Below are 16,817 nucleotides of genomic sequence, written 5' to 3'. Positions count from 1 at the left end.
GCCCCGTGAGCCCCACGAACCCCGAAGCCCCGTACCTGGTGGTCGTCAACGACGAGGAGCAGCACGCCCTCTGGCCCGCTGCCGCCCCGATCCCCGCCGGCTGGCGCGCCGAGGGGTTCGCCGGCACCGAGGAGGAGTGCAGCGACCACGTCGACCGCGTCTGGCCGGACATCCGGCCGCTCAGCCTGCGCCGCCGCCTCGCCGAGCAGGCCGGCGGGGCCGCCCGATGACCGCCCCCGCCGATCGCGCCGATCCCGCCGAGCTCGCCGATCCCGCCGAGCTCGCCGCCGTGCGCGGCCGTCTCGCCGAGCTGGTGTCCGCCGCCACCGACGGTCAGCTCACCGTCGCCGAACTCCTCGCCTCCGAGGAGTCGTTGACCGCCCTCGGGGTCTCCTCGCTCGCCCTGCTGCGGCTCGCCGACAGCCTGGAGGAGGAGTTCGAGCTGCTGATCGACCTCGGCGACCCCGCCCTGCACACCGACGGCCTGACCGCCCTCGCCGCCCGACTGCACGAGCACGCCGGATGAACGGAACGACCACCGCCGTACGCACCGGCCTCCCCGTCCCCTTCACCGGTACCCGGTCCGGGCGCGCCCCGCTCACCTGGGGCCAGCGCGCCATCTGGCACGCCATCGGCCGCACCGCGCCCAACGACCACTACTTCAACCTCGGCCGGATCCTCCCGCTCGCCGACCGGGGCGCGCCCGTCGACGAACCGCGGCTCGCGGCGGCCGTCGCCGCGCTGCTCGCCCGGCACGAGGCCCTGCGCACCCGGCTCGCCCTCGGGGAGGACGGCGAGCCCGGCCAACTCCTGTGTGCCGAGGGCGAGATCACCGTCGAGGTGCGCGAGGAGCCCGACCCCGCGCGCACCGGGCGGGCCGCCGAGGAGCTCGTGGCCGAGCTCACCGGGCGGCGCTTCGACTACACGGGGGAGTGGCCCGTGCGGTTCGGGGCGGTGCGCTGCGGCGGGCGGATCACCCACGCCGTGTTCGCCCTGTGCCACCTGGCCTCGGACGGGCACGGCGCCGAGGTGCTGGTGCGCGACCTGCGGCTGCTGGTCCGGCGCGGTTCGGCGGGCCGCCCCGCCGCCGTCACCCCGTACGACCTCGCGCACCAGCAGCACGGCCCGGCCGGGCGTCGCCGGGGCGCCGCGGCGCTGGCCCGCTGGGAGGCCGACCTGCGGCGGATGCCGCCGACGATGTTCGCCGCCCCGGTCGCCGAGCCGTGCGCGCCCCGGTTCTGGACCGGTCGGCTGGTGTCGGCGGCGCTGCCCCGGGCGGTCGACGCGCTGGCGGCCGTCCACCGGGTCAGCGGCTCCACCGTGCTGCTCGCCGCCAGTGCGGCCCTGGTCGCCGCCGACCGGGGCCACCGGGCGGCGGCCGTCATGCCGATCGCCGGGAACCGGGCCGCCGCCGACCACCGCGACCTGGTCAGCACGCTCTCCCAGGACGCGCTGGTCGTCCTGGACCTGCCCGAGGACCTCGACGGCGGCGCCGTGTTCACCGACCTGCTTCCGGCGGCGTGGCGGGCCGCCCTGGCGGGCTACCGGGCGGCCGCCTACGACCCGGTGGAGTGGGACGCCCTGCTCGCCCGGATCGCCCGCGAACGCGGGACCGAGGTGCACCCGTACTGCTGCTTCAACGACATGCGGCTCGTCGAACGGCCGTTGGCGGCCACGGAGTTGCCGACGGCCGAGGAGCTGGCCGCACTCCGCTCCCGCACCGTGACGGACTTCCCGGCCACTCAGGAGCTGGTCGCCTGCCGCTACTGCCTCCACCTCACCGGCGACGACTCCGCGCTCACCGTCACCCTCACCGCCGACACCGCCTACCTCCCCCCGGCGGCGATCCTCGCCCATCTGCGGGCGATCGAGGAGCTGGTGGTCGCCTCCGCCGCCGGGGCCCCGCCCCGGCTGGCGGCGCTCCCCGGTCTGCTGGAACGGTTCACCGACCACGGGGACCAGGTCTCGTGACGGCGGGCGACCCCGTCCCGCGTCCGCTGGCCGCCGCCGCGGCGACGTCCTGCGTCCAGGGCGGCCGGCTGCGCTTCCGCCTCGGCGCGCGGGGCGTCGAGGGCCGTCCGCTGCGCGGCCGGGTGGTCGTCACGGACGAGGTGAGCGGGGAGGTGCGGCTGAAGGCGGCCCTCGGCGGTGTCACCCGGTGGGACCTCGACGTCCCGGCGCACTGGCCGAGTTCGCTCTACCGGGCGAGCTTCCACGACGAGCGTCCCGAGCAGCCCGCGCCCGAGCGCGACGCCGAGCACGAGGTGTGGTTCGCGGTGCGTGCCGCCCGTCCCGGCTCGGCGTCCGGCATCCTGGTCTCGGTCCCGTTCGCCACCTGGCGCGCCTACCACCGGGCGGGCCAGCCGGGCCGCGGCCTCTACTACGCCGAGCAGCCCGGCCGCGCCGCCCGGGTGCGGCTCGACGCCCCCGGCGGGGGGCCGCCGCCCGAGCGCTGGGAGGAGCCGCTGCTGCGCTGGCTGCCCCGGGCCGGGTACCCCGTCGAGTACTGCTCCGGCTTCGACCTGGACGACCCGGGGTTCGCCGGCTCCCTCGCCCGGTACCGGCTGCTGGTGGTCAACGGGCACGACGAGTACTGGTCGGCCGGCATGCGCGACCGCGTCGAGGAGTTCGCCCGCCGGGGCGGCAACCTGGCGTTCTTCGCGGCCAACACGGCCTGGTGGCAGATCCGGGTCGAGGACGAGCCGGACGGCGGGCGCTCGATGGTCTGCCACCGTGACGCGGCCGCCGACCCGGTGACCGCCACCGACCCGCGCCGGGCCACCGTCGAGTGGTCCAGCTCCCCGGTGGAGAGGCCGGAGAACGGCATGACCGGCGTCAGCTTCCGCCGCGGCGCGGGCGCCTGGGGTGACGGCATGGCGGTCATCGGCCGCGAGTCCTACACCGTCCGCTTCGCCGACCACTGGGTCTTCGAGGGCACCGGGCTCGCCGACGGGGACTCCTTCGCGCAGGGCTCGCTCGGCTACGAGACCGATGCCGCCGAACTCGACTGGTCCGCCGGCGTGCCCCGCGCCACCGGGCGGGACGGCACCCCGCGCTCCTTCGCCGTGCTCGCCACCGCCGACCTGCGGCACTGGCGCCGCTACGGGCAGGGCGGCTGGGCGACCATGGGCGTCTTCCGGCTCGGCGCCGGGACCGTCTTCAACGCCGCCACCATCAACTGGGGCCGGGCGCTGGGTGATCCGGTCGTCGACCGGATCACCCGCAATGTGCTGGACCGCCTCGGCGGGGCCGTGCCGGCGCCGCGCTGGTACACCGTCGGCCGGGCGGACGGGGTGCGGGCGCTCGCCGCCTGCGAGGGCCTGCTGTTCGCGGTGGCCGCCGACGGGACCACGCTGCTGCACCGGGAGCCGTCCGACCAGAACCTCCCGTGGACGCCGTGCCCGCCGAGCGCCGGGCCGTCCCCGCGGATCCGCTGCCTCACCGCTCCGCGCGAGGCCACCGGGCCGATCCCGCTCGCCCTGCTCGCCGTCACCGAGGACGACCGCCTCCTCGTCCGCGACCCGGTCCCCGGCCCGGCACCGTGGACGCCCGTCGGCCGCACCCCGCCCGGCACCGGAGCCCTCGCGATGTGCGACGGCACCCTGTTCGCGATCACCCCGCACGACGACACCCTGCACCACCGGCCCGCCACCGACCCGGACGCCCCCTGGCGGCCGCTCTGCCCCGCGGCCGGCGCCACCACCCTCGCCGTCCTCAACGGCCGTCTCCACGCCACCACCCCCACCGGCCTCACCACCCGCCCCCCGACCACCACCCCCGAGCCCCCCTTCACCCCCACCACCCCCTTCCCCTCGACCCTCACCCTCACCTCCCACGCCGGCCACCTCCTCACCACCACCCCCACCGCCCACCTCCTGCGCGCAACACCGCTACCGGAGTAGCAAGTCGGCCGGCCCGACTTCCCACTCCAGGCAGCAAGCGCCCCTGCCGCGGCACCTGCAAAAACGTTCACTCCCCCCTGCACGCAGCGCCGGTGCTGGAGTGGGAAGTCGGCGGGCTCGACTTCCCACTCCAGGCGGCAGGCGTCCCCGTCTGCCGACGGCTTGTGTGCCTCGGCCGGCCCGCCCTTCTGTGCCCCGCCCGCGTGGGGAAACGTTCATGCATCCTCTGGGCTGTTGCGTGAGGTGGGCGTGGAGTGGGAAGTCGGCGGGCTCGACTTCCTACTCCAGGCGGCGGGCGTCCGCGTCTGTCGGCGGCTTGTGTGCCTCGGCCGGCCCGCCCCTGTGTGCCCCGCCCGCGTGGGGAAACGTTCATGCATCCTCTGGGCTGTTGCGTGAGGTGGGCGTGGAGTGGGAAGTCGGCGGGTCCGACTTCCTGCTCCGGTTGGTAAGCGCTCGTGCCCCTCGGCAGCCGCGTGCGGTGCTGGAGTGGGAAGTCGGCGGGCTCGACTTCCCACTCCAGTCGGCAGGCGTCCGCGTCTGTCGGCGGCTTGTGTGCCTCGGCCGGCCCGCCCTTCCGTGCCCCGCCCGCGTGGGGAAACGTTCATGCACCCTCTGGGCTGTTGCGTGAGGTGGGCGTGGAGTGGGAAGTCGGCGGGGTCGACTTCCTGTTCGGAAGGGGAGGGCGAATGTGCGGGTGGAGTGGGAAGTCGGCGGGGCCGACTTTCTGCTCTGGTGGGGAAGCGTTTCTGCACGGTGGGTGCTCACGTTCTGCGGGGCGCCCGGGAGGGGAAACGTTCCTCTCTCTCCGTGCCGGTGGGGGAGGGTGGTGGGGCTCTTGCCGGGGTGGGGGCGGAGCGGGGAGGATCGGGCGCATGTGGGAGCGGGGCCGGGGGCAGGGGCCGGAGGATGTCCGGGACGCGGTGGAGTTCGCGGCGTTGCTGCGGGAGGTGAAGGAGCGTTCGGGGCTGTCCTTCCGGCAGTTGGAGGAGCGGGCGGCCGAGCGCGGCGAGGTGCTGCCGCGCAGTACGGCGGCGGACCTGCTGCGGCGTGATGCGCTGCCGAGGCCGGAGGTGCTGCTGGCCTTCCTGCACGCCTGCGGGGAGGACGCCGACACCGAGGCCTGGCTCGCGGCACGGCGCCGGCTCGCGGCGGAGCCGGAGGCGGAGCGGGCACCGCAGCCGCCGCCCGCCCGCCGCCGCCCCCGCCCGTGGCTGCTCGCCCTCGGCGCGGTCACGGCGGCGGCCCTGCTGGGCGGCGCCGGCTATCTGCTGGCGGACGCCGGAGCGCCCGCCCGGTCCGAGCCGGACCGGGGCGCGCCGCCGGCGGGCACCTACCGGATCCGCTCGGACGCCTCCGGCCTCTGCTTCTCCGAGCGCGACGACGAGGGCGCCGGACACGTCTTCCAGGCGGACTGCGCCGCAGCCGTCCCGGTGTACTCCCTGGAGCCGCTGGACGGCGGGGTGTTCCGCCTGCGCTCGCTGCACCCGGTGTTCGGCCACGGCTGCCTCGGCGTGGAGAACGGCAGCACCCGGTCGGCCGCGCGGGCGGGCGACGACTACTGCGGCCGGCGCGGCACCTCGGAGCGTTTCCGCCTGGACCCGGTCGCGGGCGGCGCCTTCCGGCTCGTGCCGCAGCACAGCGGCGCCTGCCTGACGGTGCCGGGCGGCGCCGACCCGGCCGAGCGCACTGCGGTGGTCCAACTCACGTGCGATCCGGCCGAGTCCGGCCAGGTGTTCCGCTTCGAGGCGGTGCCCGCCCCGGCGAACGTCCCGGACATCACCGCCAACCCGTAGCCGGGCGCGGAGCCGGTCAGGGCCGCTCCGGTACGGTGTGAGCTTCGAGAGAAGGGGTCGGAGCGGATGGCCACAGCACCCGGGGACGGTCTGAGCGCGGACGAGGCGGTCCGTGCGATGCTGCTGTTCATGCCGAGGGTGGCGGCGCGGCTGAAGCGCACGCCGGTGCCCGAGCAGCTCCGCTCGGCGAACCTGGCGCCCCGGCACCTGTCGATGCTGTCCTACCTGCTCTTCGACGGGCCGATGCCGGTGAGCCGGCTGGCGGAGCGCCTGGAGGTGGCGCCGACGACGGTGAGCCTGATGGTCAGCGACCTCAGCCGGCAGGGCGTGGTGGAGCGCAAGGCCGATCCGGCCGACCGCCGCCGCACCATCGTCACCATCACCGAGGAGCCGGAGACGAGGGCGGCGATCGAAGGCTGGCTGGCCAACGGCGCGGCGGCCTGGCGCAGCGCCTTCGAACCGCTGGCCCCTGCCGAGCGGGCGCTGTTCGTCCGCACCATCGAGGCCTACGAGAACGGCGCCTCGGGCTCACCCCGCCGCTCCGCCCCCACAGCACCGCGTCCCGGGTCCGCCGGGGGACGCGGACCCGGGACGCGGTGAAGTCGCGCCGCTGACAGGCGCGTTCACCGGGCCCCTGTCGGGTCGGGGCCCGGCTCTGCGACTACGGTGGACCAGGCCCGCAGGGGTGTCAACGCGCACCGGCCCGCGCTACCCGAACGGGCAGCGACCCTCGCCCGCAGGGGAGTCGGACCCGCCCGGGCAGCGGGGGTCCTGGCGCAGGATGGCGCGGTGGACGCCGGCGAGCTCGGCGCCGGGCTCGATGCCGGGCTCGATGCCGGGCTCCTCGACGAGCCGGCGGCGGCAGTCGCAACGCCGGACCGTGCCCGTCTTCGTCCACCTGAAGGCAGCCGGCGAAGGCCGCTTGCCGGCCAAGGAACAGCAAGCGACCTTCGCGAACCGGAGGATGCCGGGTTCATGCGCGCTGAGGAGACGGCCGGCCCGGCGCCTCGTCCTGGGCGCGCCTGCGCGTCCCGAGGCCCCGGCCCCGGCCTTCCCGCGCGACGCGCATCAGTCCTCCGGGAGGTGCGCGAGCATCCGCTCCATGCCACCGATCCAGTTGGCGCGCAGCGCCGTGATGGCGCCCGGCAGGTCGTCCGCCAGCAGCCGGCGGGCGATCTCGCAGTGTTCCGCCGACTCGCGGGCCACCGGCTCGTCCTCGGCGACGACCAGGTTCTCGTAGCGCCGCATCCCGGCCTTGACCCGGGTGAGCAGGTCCAGCAGGCGCTCGTTGGAGCAGCCGCTGAGCAGCAGCCCGTGCCACTCGTCGTCCCGCCGGTCGACCGTGGAGTGCGCGGCCACCTGGTCGGGGAACCCCTGGGCGAGGTCCAGCAGCCGGGGGGCGATGGTCCGCAGGTGCTCCGGGTCGGAGGACTCCAGCGCCAGTGACTCCAGGGCCGCGACGATGGCGACCAGTTCGCGGAACTCCTTGCGGCTGACCGGCGCGAACCGGAAGCCGCGGCCCTGGCTGCTCTCCAGCACGCCCTCGCCCGCCAGCGCGATCAGCGCCTCGCGCAGCGGGGTGCGGCTGACGCCGAGTTCGGCGGCCAGCACGGCCTCGTTGACATCGGTCCCCGCCGCGAACTCGCCGCGGGTGAGCCGGTCCATCAGCTCGTCGCGGATCTGCTCGCGCAGCGGACGACGCTCGATCGCCATCACGTCCCCCTGACCTCCGGACGGGCCGTCCGGATCGATGCACACCTCTTGACCCGGCCCAGTGTACTGCACTATGCATTTTGAATACAAAATGCGGGACGACGTGGAGACGGGTTTTCCGGGGTGCTCCGACCCCGGGGGAAGCGGGAGGCGCAGCATGGGCCTGACACGGGTGCCGGGTCTGCTGTTCGGCGGTGACTACAACCCCGAGCAGTGGCCCGAGGAGGTGTGGCGGGAGGACGTCCGGCTGATGGCCGAGGCCGGCGTCAGCCTCGTCACGGTCGCGGTCTTCTCCTGGTCCCGGCTCGAACCGGCGCCCGGCAGCTACGACTTCGGCTGGCTCGACCGCGTGCTCGACCTGCTGCACGCCCACGGCATCGCCGTCGACCTCGCCACCGCCACCGCGACCCCGCCGCCCTGGCTGGTCCGCGCCCACCCGGAGGTCCAGCCCGTCGACGCCGCCGGCACCCGGCTGGAGTTCGGTTCGCGCCAGGGCTACTGCCCCTCCTCCCCGGTGTTCCGGGCCGCCACCGTCAGGCTCGCCCGCGCCATGGCCGAGCGCTACCGCGAGCACCCGGCGCTGGCGATGTGGCACGTGAGCAACGAGTACGCCGACCACACCGCCGAGTGCTTCTGCGAGGAGTCCGCCCGCGACTTCCGCCGCTGGCTCCAGGACCGCCACCGCTCCCTGGACGGCCTCAACGCGGCCTGGGGGACGTCCTGCTGGGGCCAGCACTACACCGACTGGACGCAGGTCGAGCCGCCCCGCAAGGCGCCCGGCCCGGTCAACCCGGCGCAGCTGCTGGACTGGCGGCGCTTCTCCAGCGACGCGCTGCTCGCCTGCTTCGAGGCGGAGCGCGCCGTCCTCAAGGAGGTCACCCCGGACGTCCCGGTGACCACCAACTTCATGAGCGTGCTGCGCGACCTCGACTACTGGAGCTGGGCCGCCGCCGAGGACGTCGTCACCGACGACGCCTACCCGGACCCGGCCGACCCGCGCGCCCCGGTGAAGGCCGCGCTCAGCTACGACCTGATGCGCTCGCTGAAGCAGCAGCCCTGGCTGCTCCTGGAGTCCGCGCCGAGCGCGGTCAGCTGGCGCCCGGTCAACGTGCCCAAGGACCCGGGCGTGATGCGCCTGCACAGCCTCCAGGCGCTCGCCCACGGCTCGGACGGCGTGATGTTCTTCCAGTGGCGCCAGGCCCGGTACGGCCCGGAGAAGTTCCACTCGGCGATGCTGCCGCACGGCGGCACCGGCACCCGCCAGTGGCGCGAGACGCTCGCGCTCGGCGCGGACGTCCGGCGGCTGGCCGCGGTGGCCGGCACCGGCACCCGCGCCGAGGTCGCGCTGCTGCTCGACTGGGACAGCTGGTGGGGGCTGGAGGCGCCCGAGTCGATGCCCTCCGACCGGCTGCGGCTGCACGAGCTGCTGCTCTCCTGGTACGCGCCGCTGCACGCGCGGGGCATCGCCGTCGACCTGGCCCCGCCGGGGCGCGACCTCTCCGGGTACCGGCTGGTGATCGCCCCCAACCTCTACCTGTGCACCGAGGAGCACGCCGCCGCGCTGGCCGCCTTCCCCGGGCAGCTGGTGGTCGGCCCGTTCAGCGGCGTGGTCGACGCCGCCGAACAGGTGCACCACGGCGGGGCGCCCGGCCCGCTGCGCGAGCTGCTCGGGGTGCGCGTCGAGGAGTGGCGCCCGCTGCCGGACGGCGCCGTCCAGGAGGTCGTCAGCACGGACGGCACCCGGCTGCTCGCCCGTACCTGGACCGAGTGGCTGGAGACCGCCGGGGACACCGAGGTGCTGGCGCGCTACCGGGGCGGGCCGCTGCACGGCCGCCCGGCCGTCACCCGGCGCGGCGCCGCCACCTACGTCAGCTGCCTGCCCGAGGACCCGGCCCCGCTGCTGGACGCCGTGCTGGCCGCCGCGGGCGTCACCGGCGTCACCGGGGCCGGCCTGCCCGCCGGCGTCGAGGCCTGCCGCCGCGGGCACCACCTCTTCCTGCTCAACCACGGTACGCAGCCCGCCACCGTCGAGCTGCCCGCGGACACCGGCTTCACCGACCTGCTGACCGGCCGCGCGCTGCCCGGCGGCCCCGTGACCGTCGCACCGTGCGACGCCGTCGTCCTCGAAACCCGTCCGGCCGCGCCCCGACCGGCCACCCCCTGACCGACCACGCCCCGACCGCCCACCCCCTGACCGACCAACCCCCGACCGACCACGCCCTGAGGAGTGCGCGTGTCCCACCCCTACATCCCCAACGCGGGGCCCGAGACGCGGGCGGCGATGCTCGCCGAGATCGGCGCCCCCGACGTCGCGGAGTTCTACCGCGACATCCCCGCCGACCTGCGCCTGGACCGCCCGCTCGACCTGCCCGAGCCGTTCGCCGACGAGCAGGGCCTCACCCGGCACCTGCACGGCCTGCTGGCCCGCAACACCGACCCCGCCGCGCTGCTGAGCTTCCTCGGCCACGGCTGCTACCCGCACTACGTCCCGGCGGTCTGCGACGAGGTCAACGGCCGCGGCGAGTTCCTCACCGCCTACGCCGGCGAGCCCTACGAGGACCACGGCCGCTTCCAGGCGCTCTTCGAGTACGTCTCGATGATGGCCGAGCTGCTGGAGATGGACGTCGTCAACGTCCCCACCTACGACGGCTACCAGGCGGCCGGCACGGCCCTGCGGATGGCCGCCCGCCGCACCGGGCGGTCCCGGGTGATGGTCAGCGGGGCGCTCGCCGCCGACAAGCTCGCCAAGATCCGCGACTACCTCGCCCCGGACGTCGAGGTGCTGCTCGCCCCGGTCGCGGCCTCCGGCGAGACGGGCGAGGTCCGCCTCGACGAGACCTTCGCCGCCCTGTACCTGGAGACGCCCACCGTCCACGGCGTCATCGAGACCCGCGGCCGGGAACTCGCCGACCTGGCGCACGGCGTGGGCGCGCTGCTGGTGGTCGGCACCGACCCGATCTCGCTCGGCGTGCTCGCCCCGCCCGCCTCCTACGGTGCCGACCTGGTCTGCGGGGACATCCAGTCGCTCGGCATGCACCCCCAGTACGGCGGCGGGCAGGCCGGGTTCATCGCGAGCCACGACGACGAGCGGCTGGTCGCCGAGTTCCCGTCCCGGCTGTTCGGCATCGCCCCGACCGCCGTCCCCGGCGAGTACGGCTTCGGCGACGTCTTCTACGACCGCACCTCCTTCGCCCTGCGCGAGGAGGGCAAGGAGTGGGTCGGCACCGCGGCCGCCCTGTGGGGCATCACGGCCGGCGTCTACCTGGCGCTGATGGGTCCGCAGGGCATGCGGGAGGTCGGCGAGACGATCCTCGCCCGCACCCGGTACGCGATGGGCGCGCTGGCCGCCGCCGGCGCCGTGGTGCGCCACCAGGACGCCCTGCACTTCCGGGAGTTCGCCGTCGAGGTGCCGGACGCCGACGCGCTGCTCGACGCCCTGCGGGAGCGCGGCATCCTCGGCGGGGTGCGGCTCGGGCCCCGGGAGGTCCTGGTCTGCGTCACCGAACAGCACTCCATCGCCGACATCGACACCCTCGCGGCGGCCTTCGGGGACGCCCTTTCCACGCCCGGAGGCACCCGGTGAGCACGCACGAGACCGCTGAACCGTTCGCCACCCTGCCCGTGGCGCCGAAGCCGGCCCTGCGCCGCTTCCACCAGGCCCGCTGGGACGAGGAGATCGTCTTCGAGCTGTCCCGCCCCGGCCGGCGCGGCGTGGGCGTGCCCGCCCCGGACGCGCCCGCGGTCGAACTGCCCGAGGGCGTCGCCCGCCGCACCCCGCCCGCGCTGCCCGAGCTGTCCCAGAACCAGGTGGTCCGGCACTACCTGAGGCTCTCCCAGGAGACCCTGGGCGCCGACTTCAACATCGACGTCGGCCAGGGCACCTGCACCATGAAGTACAGCCCCAAGGTCAACGACTCCTTCGCCCGCGACCCGCGGGTGGCCGCCCTGCACCCGCTGCAGCCCGAGTCCACCGTGCAGGGCGTGCTGGAGATCTACTGGCGGCTGGAGCAGATCCTCAAGGAGGTCTCCGGCATGGCCCGGGTCTCGCTGCAGCCCGGCGCCGGCTCGGCCGCGATCTACGCCAACATCGCGATGATCCGCGCCTACCACGCCGCCCGCGGCGAGGGGGAGCAGCGCGACCAGGTGATCACCACGATGTTCTCCCACCCGTCGAACGCGGCCTGCGCCAAGGTCGCCGGGTACGAGGTGATCACCCTGATGCCGGACGCCGAGGGCAACCCCGACATCGAGGCGCTGCGCGCCGCCGTCGGCCCGCGCACCGCCGCCCTGATGATCACCAACCCGGAGGACACCGGGATCTTCAACCCGCGGATCCGCGAGTTCGTCGACCTGGTGCACGCGGCGGGCGGCCTGGCCTGCTACGACCAGGCCAACGCCAACGGCATCCTCGGCATCACCCGGGCCCGGGACGCCGGCTTCGACCTGTGCCACTTCAACCTGCACAAGACCTTCTCCACCCCGCACGCCTGCGGCGGTCCGGCGGCCGGGGCGTGCGGGGTCTCCGAGGCGCTGGTGCCGTTCCTGCCCGGGCCGGTGGTCGACCGCGCGGGGGACGCCTTCACCCTCACCGCCCCCGAGCGCTCGGTCGGCAAGATCCGGCCCTTCCTCGGCGTCACGCCCAATGTGGTGCGGGCCTACGCCTGGGTGATGGCGCTGGGCGCGCGGGGTCTGCGCGAGGTCGCCGAGACGGCCGTGCTGAACAACAACTACCTGCTGGCCAAGGTCGCCCGGATCCCCGGCGCCTCGGTGCCGTGGGCCGGGCGCCGCCGGGTGGAGCAGGTCCGCTACTCCTGGCAGCGGCTCAGCGAGGAGACTGGCGTGCACTCGGAGGAGATCGGTGTCCGGGCGGCGGACTTCGGGGTCCACTACTGGACCAGCCACCACCCGTACGTGGTGCCCGAGCCGTTCACCCTGGAGCCGACCGAGTCCTACTCCCGCGAGGACCTCGACGAGTACGCGGCGATCCTCGCCCATGTCGCCGACGAGGCCCGCAAGGACCCGGAGTTCGTGCGCGGCGCCCCCTACCGCCAGACCGTGCACCGGATCGACCCGGCCGCCCTGGACGACCCGGCCCAGTGGTCGCCCAGCTGGCGCGCCTACCTGCGCAAGCACGGCGCGAAGCGGCCGGGATGATCGTCGGCCTGATCGTGAACCCGGTCGCCGGCCTCGGCGGTGCCGTCGCCCTCAAGGGCAGCGACGGGCCGGAGGTGCAGGCCAGGGCGCTCGAACTGGGCGCCGTCCCCCGGGCCCGGGCCCGCGCCGCCGCCGCGCTGCGCGCCCTGCACGCCCGCCGCCCGGACGCCCTGGTCCGTACGGTGGCCGGGCCGATGGGGGAGGACAGCGCGCTCGCCGCGGGCGTGCGCCACGAGATCGCCCACCGCCCGGGACCGGCGGCAACGGGCCCGGCCGACACCCGGGCGGCGGTGGCGGCGCTCGGCCTGGTGGACCTGCTGCTGTTCGCGGGCGGCGACGGGACGGCGCGCGACGTCCTGGACGCCGGGCCGCGCCCGCCGGTGCTCGGGGTGCCGGCCGGAGTGAAGGTCTACTCGGGCTGCTTCGCGGTCAGCCCGGCCGCGGCGGGCGCGGCGGCCGCCGCCTTCGACGGGCGGACCGCGCAGGCGGAGGTCGTCGACCTCGACGAGGAGGCCCACCGTGCGGGCGGCGTCGGCGCCCGGCTGTACGGGACGCTGCGGGTGCCGGCCGGGCGGGTCCGGCTGAGCGGGCGCAAGACCGGCTCCTCGGCGGCGCCGCCGGGCTCGGCGGAGTCGATCGCCCGCGCGGTGGTGGCGGCCATGCGGCCGGGCACCGCATACGCGCTCGGGCCCGGCGCGACCACCCTCGCCGTCGGGCGGGCGCTCGGCCTGGAGCTGACGCCGCTGGGCGTGGACGTCGTGCGGGACGGCGCCGTGCTCGCCCGCGACGTCACGGAGCAGCGGCTGCTCACCCTTGCCATGTCACAGGTGACGTACGGCGTGCTGTCGGTGATCGGCGGCCAGGGCTTCGTGATCGGGCGCGGCAACCAGCAGTTCAGCCCCCGGGTGCTGGACGCGCTCGCCGGGATCGTCGTGCTCGCCACCCAGCAGAAGCTCGCCGCGCTCGGCGGGCGGCCGCTGCTGGCCGACAGCGGCGACCCGGTGGCCGACGCCGCGCTCGCCGGCCACGTCCGGGTGATCACCGGACACCGTGAATCCGTGCTGTACCGCATCCAGTCCGCGAGCGAGGAGCTCCCATGAACAACCCCACCCCCTCCCAGCACACCCTGCGCGGCAAGGTCGCCATCGTCACCGGCGGTGCCTCCGGCATCGGCCGGGCCACCGCCAGGCTGTTCGCCGCCGAGGGCGCCGCCGTGGTCGTCGCCGACCTCGCGGACGCCGGGGAGGTCGTCCGCGAGATCGAGGCGGCGGGCGGCCGGGCGGTGGCGGTGCGCGCCGACGTCGCCTCCGAGACCGACTGCGAACGGATCGTCACCGTCGCCGTGGAGACCTACGGCGCCCTGCACGTGCTGTTCAACAACGCCGGCATCATCCGCCGTCGGACGGCACTGGAGATCTCCGCCGACGAGTGGGACCGGGTGATGGCGGTCAACGTCCGCTCGGTCTACCTGATGTGCCGCTTCGCCGTCCCGGCGATGACGCAGGGCGGCTCGATCATCAACACCGGTTCCGGCTGGGGGTTGAAGGGCGGCGCCAACGCGCTCTCCTACTGCGCCTCCAAGGCGGCGGTGGTCAACATGACGCGCGCCCTGGCGATCGACCACGCCGCCGCCGGGATCCGGGTCAACTCGGTCAACCCGGGCGACACCATGACGCCGATGCTCCGCGACGAGGCGCGCCAGCTCCAGGAGGAGTGGGCGGCCTTCGAGAAGGACGCCGCCGACCGGCCGATGGGCCGGGCCGGCTCGCCGGAGGAGATCGCCGCCGCCGTGCTGTTCCTGGCCGGCGACGCCAGCAGCTACATGACCGGCTCCGCCCTCGTCGTCGACGGCGGCGGCCTCGCCTGACCCCCGCACCTCCCCGTCCCCCGCACCTGCCCGTCCCCGCCCCCTCCACCCTCGCGCACACCCTCACCCCCACCCCCACCCTCACGAAAGCCCAGGAGGCATCCGATGTCCGCTCTCACCAGAAGGACAGCCGTCGCCGCCGCGACCGCGCTGGCCGCCACCGTCACCGCGTGCAGCGGCACCAGCGGCGCCGGCGGCGGCACGGCCGACGGCGGCAAGGTCACCCTCCGCTGGTCGACCTGGGGCTCGGCCGAGGACACGGCGGTCTTCAAGGCCTTCACCGACGAGTTCGCCAGGAAACACCCGGACATCACCCTCAAGCTGGAGCAGGTCGCCTCCTACGAGGACTACCACCCCAAGCTGCTGACCCAGCTCACCTCCAGGACCGCCCCCGACGTCCTCTACGTCGGCGACGACTACATCGGCAAGCTCGTCTCCGACGGCGTGCTCGCCCCGCTGGACGAACGGCTCGCCGGACCGGACAGCCACAGCAAGCCGGCCGACTTCTTCGAGGGCATCTACGGCGGCGCCAAGAAGGACGGCGTCACCTACGGCGTCCCCAACGACACCAACCCCGAGGTCCTCTGGTTCGACAAGAAGGCGCTCGCCGCCGCCGGCATCACCGAGGACCCGGCCGCGCTCAACGAGGCCGGCCGGTGGACCATGGCCGCGTTCCAGGAGATGAACGCCAAGCTCAAGGCGGCCGACCGGATCGGGACGATCTTCTGGAACTGGTACGGCGCCAACTACAGCATGGTCAACGGCTTCGGCGGCAAGGTCTGGGACGGCGGGAAGTTCGTCGCGACCACCGACCCGAAGACCCGCCAGGCGCTGAAGACCCTCGCCGACGGCTACCGGGACAAGACCTTCGCCTCCGCCGACCTGCTGCCCGAGGGCAACGGCGCGGCGACCCAGTTCATCAAGCACAAGGCCGGCTTCTACGCCGGCGGCCGCTGGGTGATCGAGGGCATCGACAAGGGCGGCGACCGCGAGGGCTACGACATCGTGCCGTTCCCCTCCGAGTCCGGGCAGCCGATCCCGGGCGCCGTCGCCGCCTCGTACCTGACGATCAACAAGGACAGCAAGCACCAGAAGGAGGCCTTCGCCTTCCTGACCGAGTTCGTCAGCAAGGAGGGCCAGCAGCTGCGGCTCAAGGGCGGCAGCGCCGTCCCCTCCGTCCGCGGCGCCGAGAACCTGGTCACCGACGGCTCCTACCCGCCGCACGCCAGGACCTTCCTCGACGTGCGCGACCGGGGCTTCGCCAACTACCCGGACGAGGTCGCCGTCCCCGGCCTGACCAAGGCCATCAACGACCAGCTGATGAAGATCTGGGAGGGCAAGGTCGGCTTCGACGAGGGCATGACCCAGCTCCAGACCCTGGTCGACGGCATGAAGGGCAAGCAGGGGTGAGCGCCGTGACCCAGGCGGCGGCCCGGCGGCGCAAGCGCTCCGCCGCCGGGCCCGCCCCCGCCGCCCCCGCCGCGCAGGGCGGCCGCGAGCCGCTCTGGCGCCGCCGCGACCGCCGCTGGGCGCTGGTCTTCCTCGCCCCCCAACTGCTCGGGCTGCTGGTCTTCCTGGTCGGCCCGCTCGGCTTCGCCGTCGTGCTGTCCTTCATGCGCTGGGACGGCCTCGGCGACGCCACCTGGGTCGGCCTGGACAACTTCCGCACCCAGCTGACCGACCCCGAGTTCGGCCGCGCGGTGTGGAACACCCTCAAGATCGGCCTGATCACCGTGCCCGGCGGCCTGGCCCTCGCCCTGCTGATCGCGCTCGCCCTGCACGGCGTGCGCGGCCGCACCGCCTACCGGGTCGTCTACTTCCTGCCCGTCGTCACCAGCTCGGTCGCGGTCTCGGTGATCTGGCAGATGATCCTCGGCGGCGGCGCGGACGGCATCCTCAACGGCACCGTCCACGACCTGTTCGGCATCACCCTGCCGGACTGGCTGGCCGACCCGGACTGGGTGGTGGTCGCCGTGGCGGTGGTGACCATCTGGTCCTCGCTGGGGCTGAACGTGGTGATCTTCCTGGCGGGCCTGGCCACCGTCCCGGCCAACCTGCTGGAGGCCGCCCGGATCGACGGCGCCGGACCGTGGCAGACCCTGCGCTCGGTCACCCTGCCGCTGCTGTCGCCCACCGTCTTCTTCACCGTGGTCGTCTCGGTGATCAGCTCGTTCCAGGCCTTCGACCTCGTCTACGTACTGGTCAACCCGGACCACAACGAGGGGGCCCAGACCATCGTCTACAAGGTGTACCAACAGGGCTTCCGGGAGTTCCACTTCGGCCTCTCCAGCGCCGCCGCGCTGCTCCTGCTGCTGCTCACCCTCATCGTGACCGCGGTCCAGTTCCAGGCGCAGAAGCGCCTCGTCCACTACGAGTCCTGAGGCGCCG

The 16,817-nt window shown here is 74.7% G+C and carries 14 protein-coding genes; 13 read left to right on the top strand and 1 reads right to left on the bottom strand.

Translation table 11 applies throughout. The features are described 5' to 3' along the window. Window positions 1–5 precede the first annotated feature (5 nt). The 6 genes from ACF1AK_RS30615 (at window position 6) to ACF1AK_RS30590 (ending at window position 6,295) form a co-directional block, all read left to right on the top strand. Window positions 6–230, top strand: coding sequence for an MbtH family protein (locus tag ACF1AK_RS30615; RefSeq protein ID WP_391502100.1), 225 nt, complete (start codon window positions 6–8; stop codon window positions 228–230). Next, the gene (locus ACF1AK_RS30610) at window positions 227–526 is read left to right on the top strand and encodes an acyl carrier protein (RefSeq protein WP_391502099.1); all 300 of its coding nucleotides are present in this window, start codon (window positions 227–229) and stop codon (window positions 524–526) included. Before ACF1AK_RS30615 ends, ACF1AK_RS30610 begins: the two co-directional genes overlap by 4 nt. Continuing rightward, window positions 523–1,971: a condensation domain-containing protein gene (locus tag ACF1AK_RS30605; protein ID WP_391502098.1), complete on the top strand. Its 1,449-nt coding sequence runs from the start codon at window positions 523–525 to the stop codon at window positions 1,969–1,971. Before ACF1AK_RS30610 ends, ACF1AK_RS30605 begins: the two co-directional genes overlap by 4 nt. Next, window positions 1,968–3,902, top strand: coding sequence for a N,N-dimethylformamidase beta subunit family domain-containing protein (locus tag ACF1AK_RS30600; protein WP_391502097.1), 1,935 nt, complete (start codon window positions 1,968–1,970; stop codon window positions 3,900–3,902). Before ACF1AK_RS30605 ends, ACF1AK_RS30600 begins: the two co-directional genes overlap by 4 nt. An 872-nt stretch (window positions 3,903–4,774) precedes the next feature. Further along, entirely contained in the window at window positions 4,775–5,695 is a 921-nt protein-coding gene (locus ACF1AK_RS30595; RefSeq protein WP_391502096.1) for an RICIN domain-containing protein, read from the top strand. A 66-nt stretch (window positions 5,696–5,761) separates the two neighbouring features. Then, the gene (locus ACF1AK_RS30590) at window positions 5,762–6,295 is read left to right on the top strand and encodes a MarR family winged helix-turn-helix transcriptional regulator (protein ID WP_391502095.1); all 534 of its coding nucleotides are present in this window, start codon (window positions 5,762–5,764) and stop codon (window positions 6,293–6,295) included. Window positions 6,296–6,763: 468 nt separating this feature from the next. On the opposite strand, the gene ACF1AK_RS30585 is transcribed toward ACF1AK_RS30590, so the two are convergent. After that, a complete protein-coding gene (locus ACF1AK_RS30585; protein WP_391502094.1) occupies window positions 6,764–7,408 on the bottom strand; it encodes a GntR family transcriptional regulator in 645 nt (214 codons plus the stop codon). Between the two features lie 157 nt (window positions 7,409–7,565). On the opposite strand from ACF1AK_RS30585, the gene ACF1AK_RS30580 reads away from it, so the two are divergent. From ACF1AK_RS30580 to ACF1AK_RS30550, 7 genes are all read left to right on the top strand, one after another. Next, complete coding sequence (locus ACF1AK_RS30580) at window positions 7,566–9,572, top strand: beta-galactosidase (protein ID WP_391502093.1); 2,007 nt, start codon at window positions 7,566–7,568, stop codon at window positions 9,570–9,572. Between the two features lie 69 nt (window positions 9,573–9,641). Continuing rightward, window positions 9,642–10,991, top strand: coding sequence for an aminomethyl-transferring glycine dehydrogenase subunit GcvPA (gcvPA, locus tag ACF1AK_RS30575; RefSeq protein WP_391502092.1), 1,350 nt, complete (start codon window positions 9,642–9,644; stop codon window positions 10,989–10,991). After that, window positions 10,988–12,562 (top strand): aminomethyl-transferring glycine dehydrogenase subunit GcvPB, encoded by a 1,575-nt coding sequence (gene gcvPB / locus ACF1AK_RS30570; RefSeq protein WP_391502091.1) that lies wholly within the window; start codon window positions 10,988–10,990, stop codon window positions 12,560–12,562. Before gcvPA ends, gcvPB begins: the two co-directional genes overlap by 4 nt. Next, on the top strand, window positions 12,559–13,662 hold the full coding sequence (locus ACF1AK_RS30565; RefSeq protein WP_391502090.1) for an ATP-NAD kinase family protein: 1,104 nt from the start codon (window positions 12,559–12,561) through the stop codon (window positions 13,660–13,662). The genes gcvPB and ACF1AK_RS30565 overlap by 4 nt, the downstream gene beginning before the upstream one ends. Further along, entirely contained in the window at window positions 13,659–14,429 is a 771-nt protein-coding gene (locus ACF1AK_RS30560; protein ID WP_391502089.1) for an SDR family NAD(P)-dependent oxidoreductase, read from the top strand. The genes ACF1AK_RS30565 and ACF1AK_RS30560 overlap by 4 nt, the downstream gene beginning before the upstream one ends. Window positions 14,430–14,534: 105 nt before the next feature. Next, window positions 14,535–15,839 (top strand): ABC transporter substrate-binding protein, encoded by a 1,305-nt coding sequence (locus ACF1AK_RS30555; protein WP_391502088.1) that lies wholly within the window; start codon window positions 14,535–14,537, stop codon window positions 15,837–15,839. Next, window positions 15,836–16,810 (top strand): carbohydrate ABC transporter permease, encoded by a 975-nt coding sequence (locus ACF1AK_RS30550; RefSeq protein WP_391502087.1) that lies wholly within the window; start codon window positions 15,836–15,838, stop codon window positions 16,808–16,810. The genes ACF1AK_RS30555 and ACF1AK_RS30550 overlap by 4 nt, the downstream gene beginning before the upstream one ends. The last annotated feature ends 7 nt before the right edge of the window (window positions 16,811–16,817 follow it).

Source organism: Kitasatospora sp. NPDC015120 (assembly GCF_043080305.1).
Taxonomy (GTDB): Bacteria; Actinomycetota; Actinomycetes; order Streptomycetales; family Streptomycetaceae; genus Kitasatospora.
Note: the sequence above shows the minus strand (reverse complement) of the source record. Positions and strands in the feature narration are given on the sequence as shown.

Excerpts from the sequence above, each read along its gene's own strand:
- ACF1AK_RS30610 (WP_391502099.1), top strand. The coding sequence starts at position 227 with ATGACCGCCCCCGCCGATCGCGCCGATCCCGCCGAGCTCGCCGATCCC.
- ACF1AK_RS30565 (WP_391502090.1), top strand. The coding sequence starts at position 12,559 with ATGATCGTCGGCCTGATCGTGAACCCGGTCGCCGGCCTCGGCGGTGCC.
- ACF1AK_RS30585 (WP_391502094.1), bottom strand. The coding sequence starts at position 7,408 with ATGGCGATCGAGCGTCGTCCGCTGCGCGAGCAGATCCGCGACGAGCTG.
- ACF1AK_RS30580 (WP_391502093.1), top strand. The coding sequence starts at position 7,566 with ATGGGCCTGACACGGGTGCCGGGTCTGCTGTTCGGCGGTGACTACAAC.
- ACF1AK_RS30590 (WP_391502095.1), top strand. The coding sequence starts at position 5,762 with ATGGCCACAGCACCCGGGGACGGTCTGAGCGCGGACGAGGCGGTCCGT.
- ACF1AK_RS30595 (WP_391502096.1), top strand. The coding sequence starts at position 4,775 with ATGTGGGAGCGGGGCCGGGGGCAGGGGCCGGAGGATGTCCGGGACGCG.
- ACF1AK_RS30555 (WP_391502088.1), top strand. The coding sequence starts at position 14,535 with ATGTCCGCTCTCACCAGAAGGACAGCCGTCGCCGCCGCGACCGCGCTG.
- ACF1AK_RS30560 (WP_391502089.1), top strand. The coding sequence starts at position 13,659 with ATGAACAACCCCACCCCCTCCCAGCACACCCTGCGCGGCAAGGTCGCC.
- ACF1AK_RS30605 (WP_391502098.1), top strand. The coding sequence starts at position 523 with ATGAACGGAACGACCACCGCCGTACGCACCGGCCTCCCCGTCCCCTTC.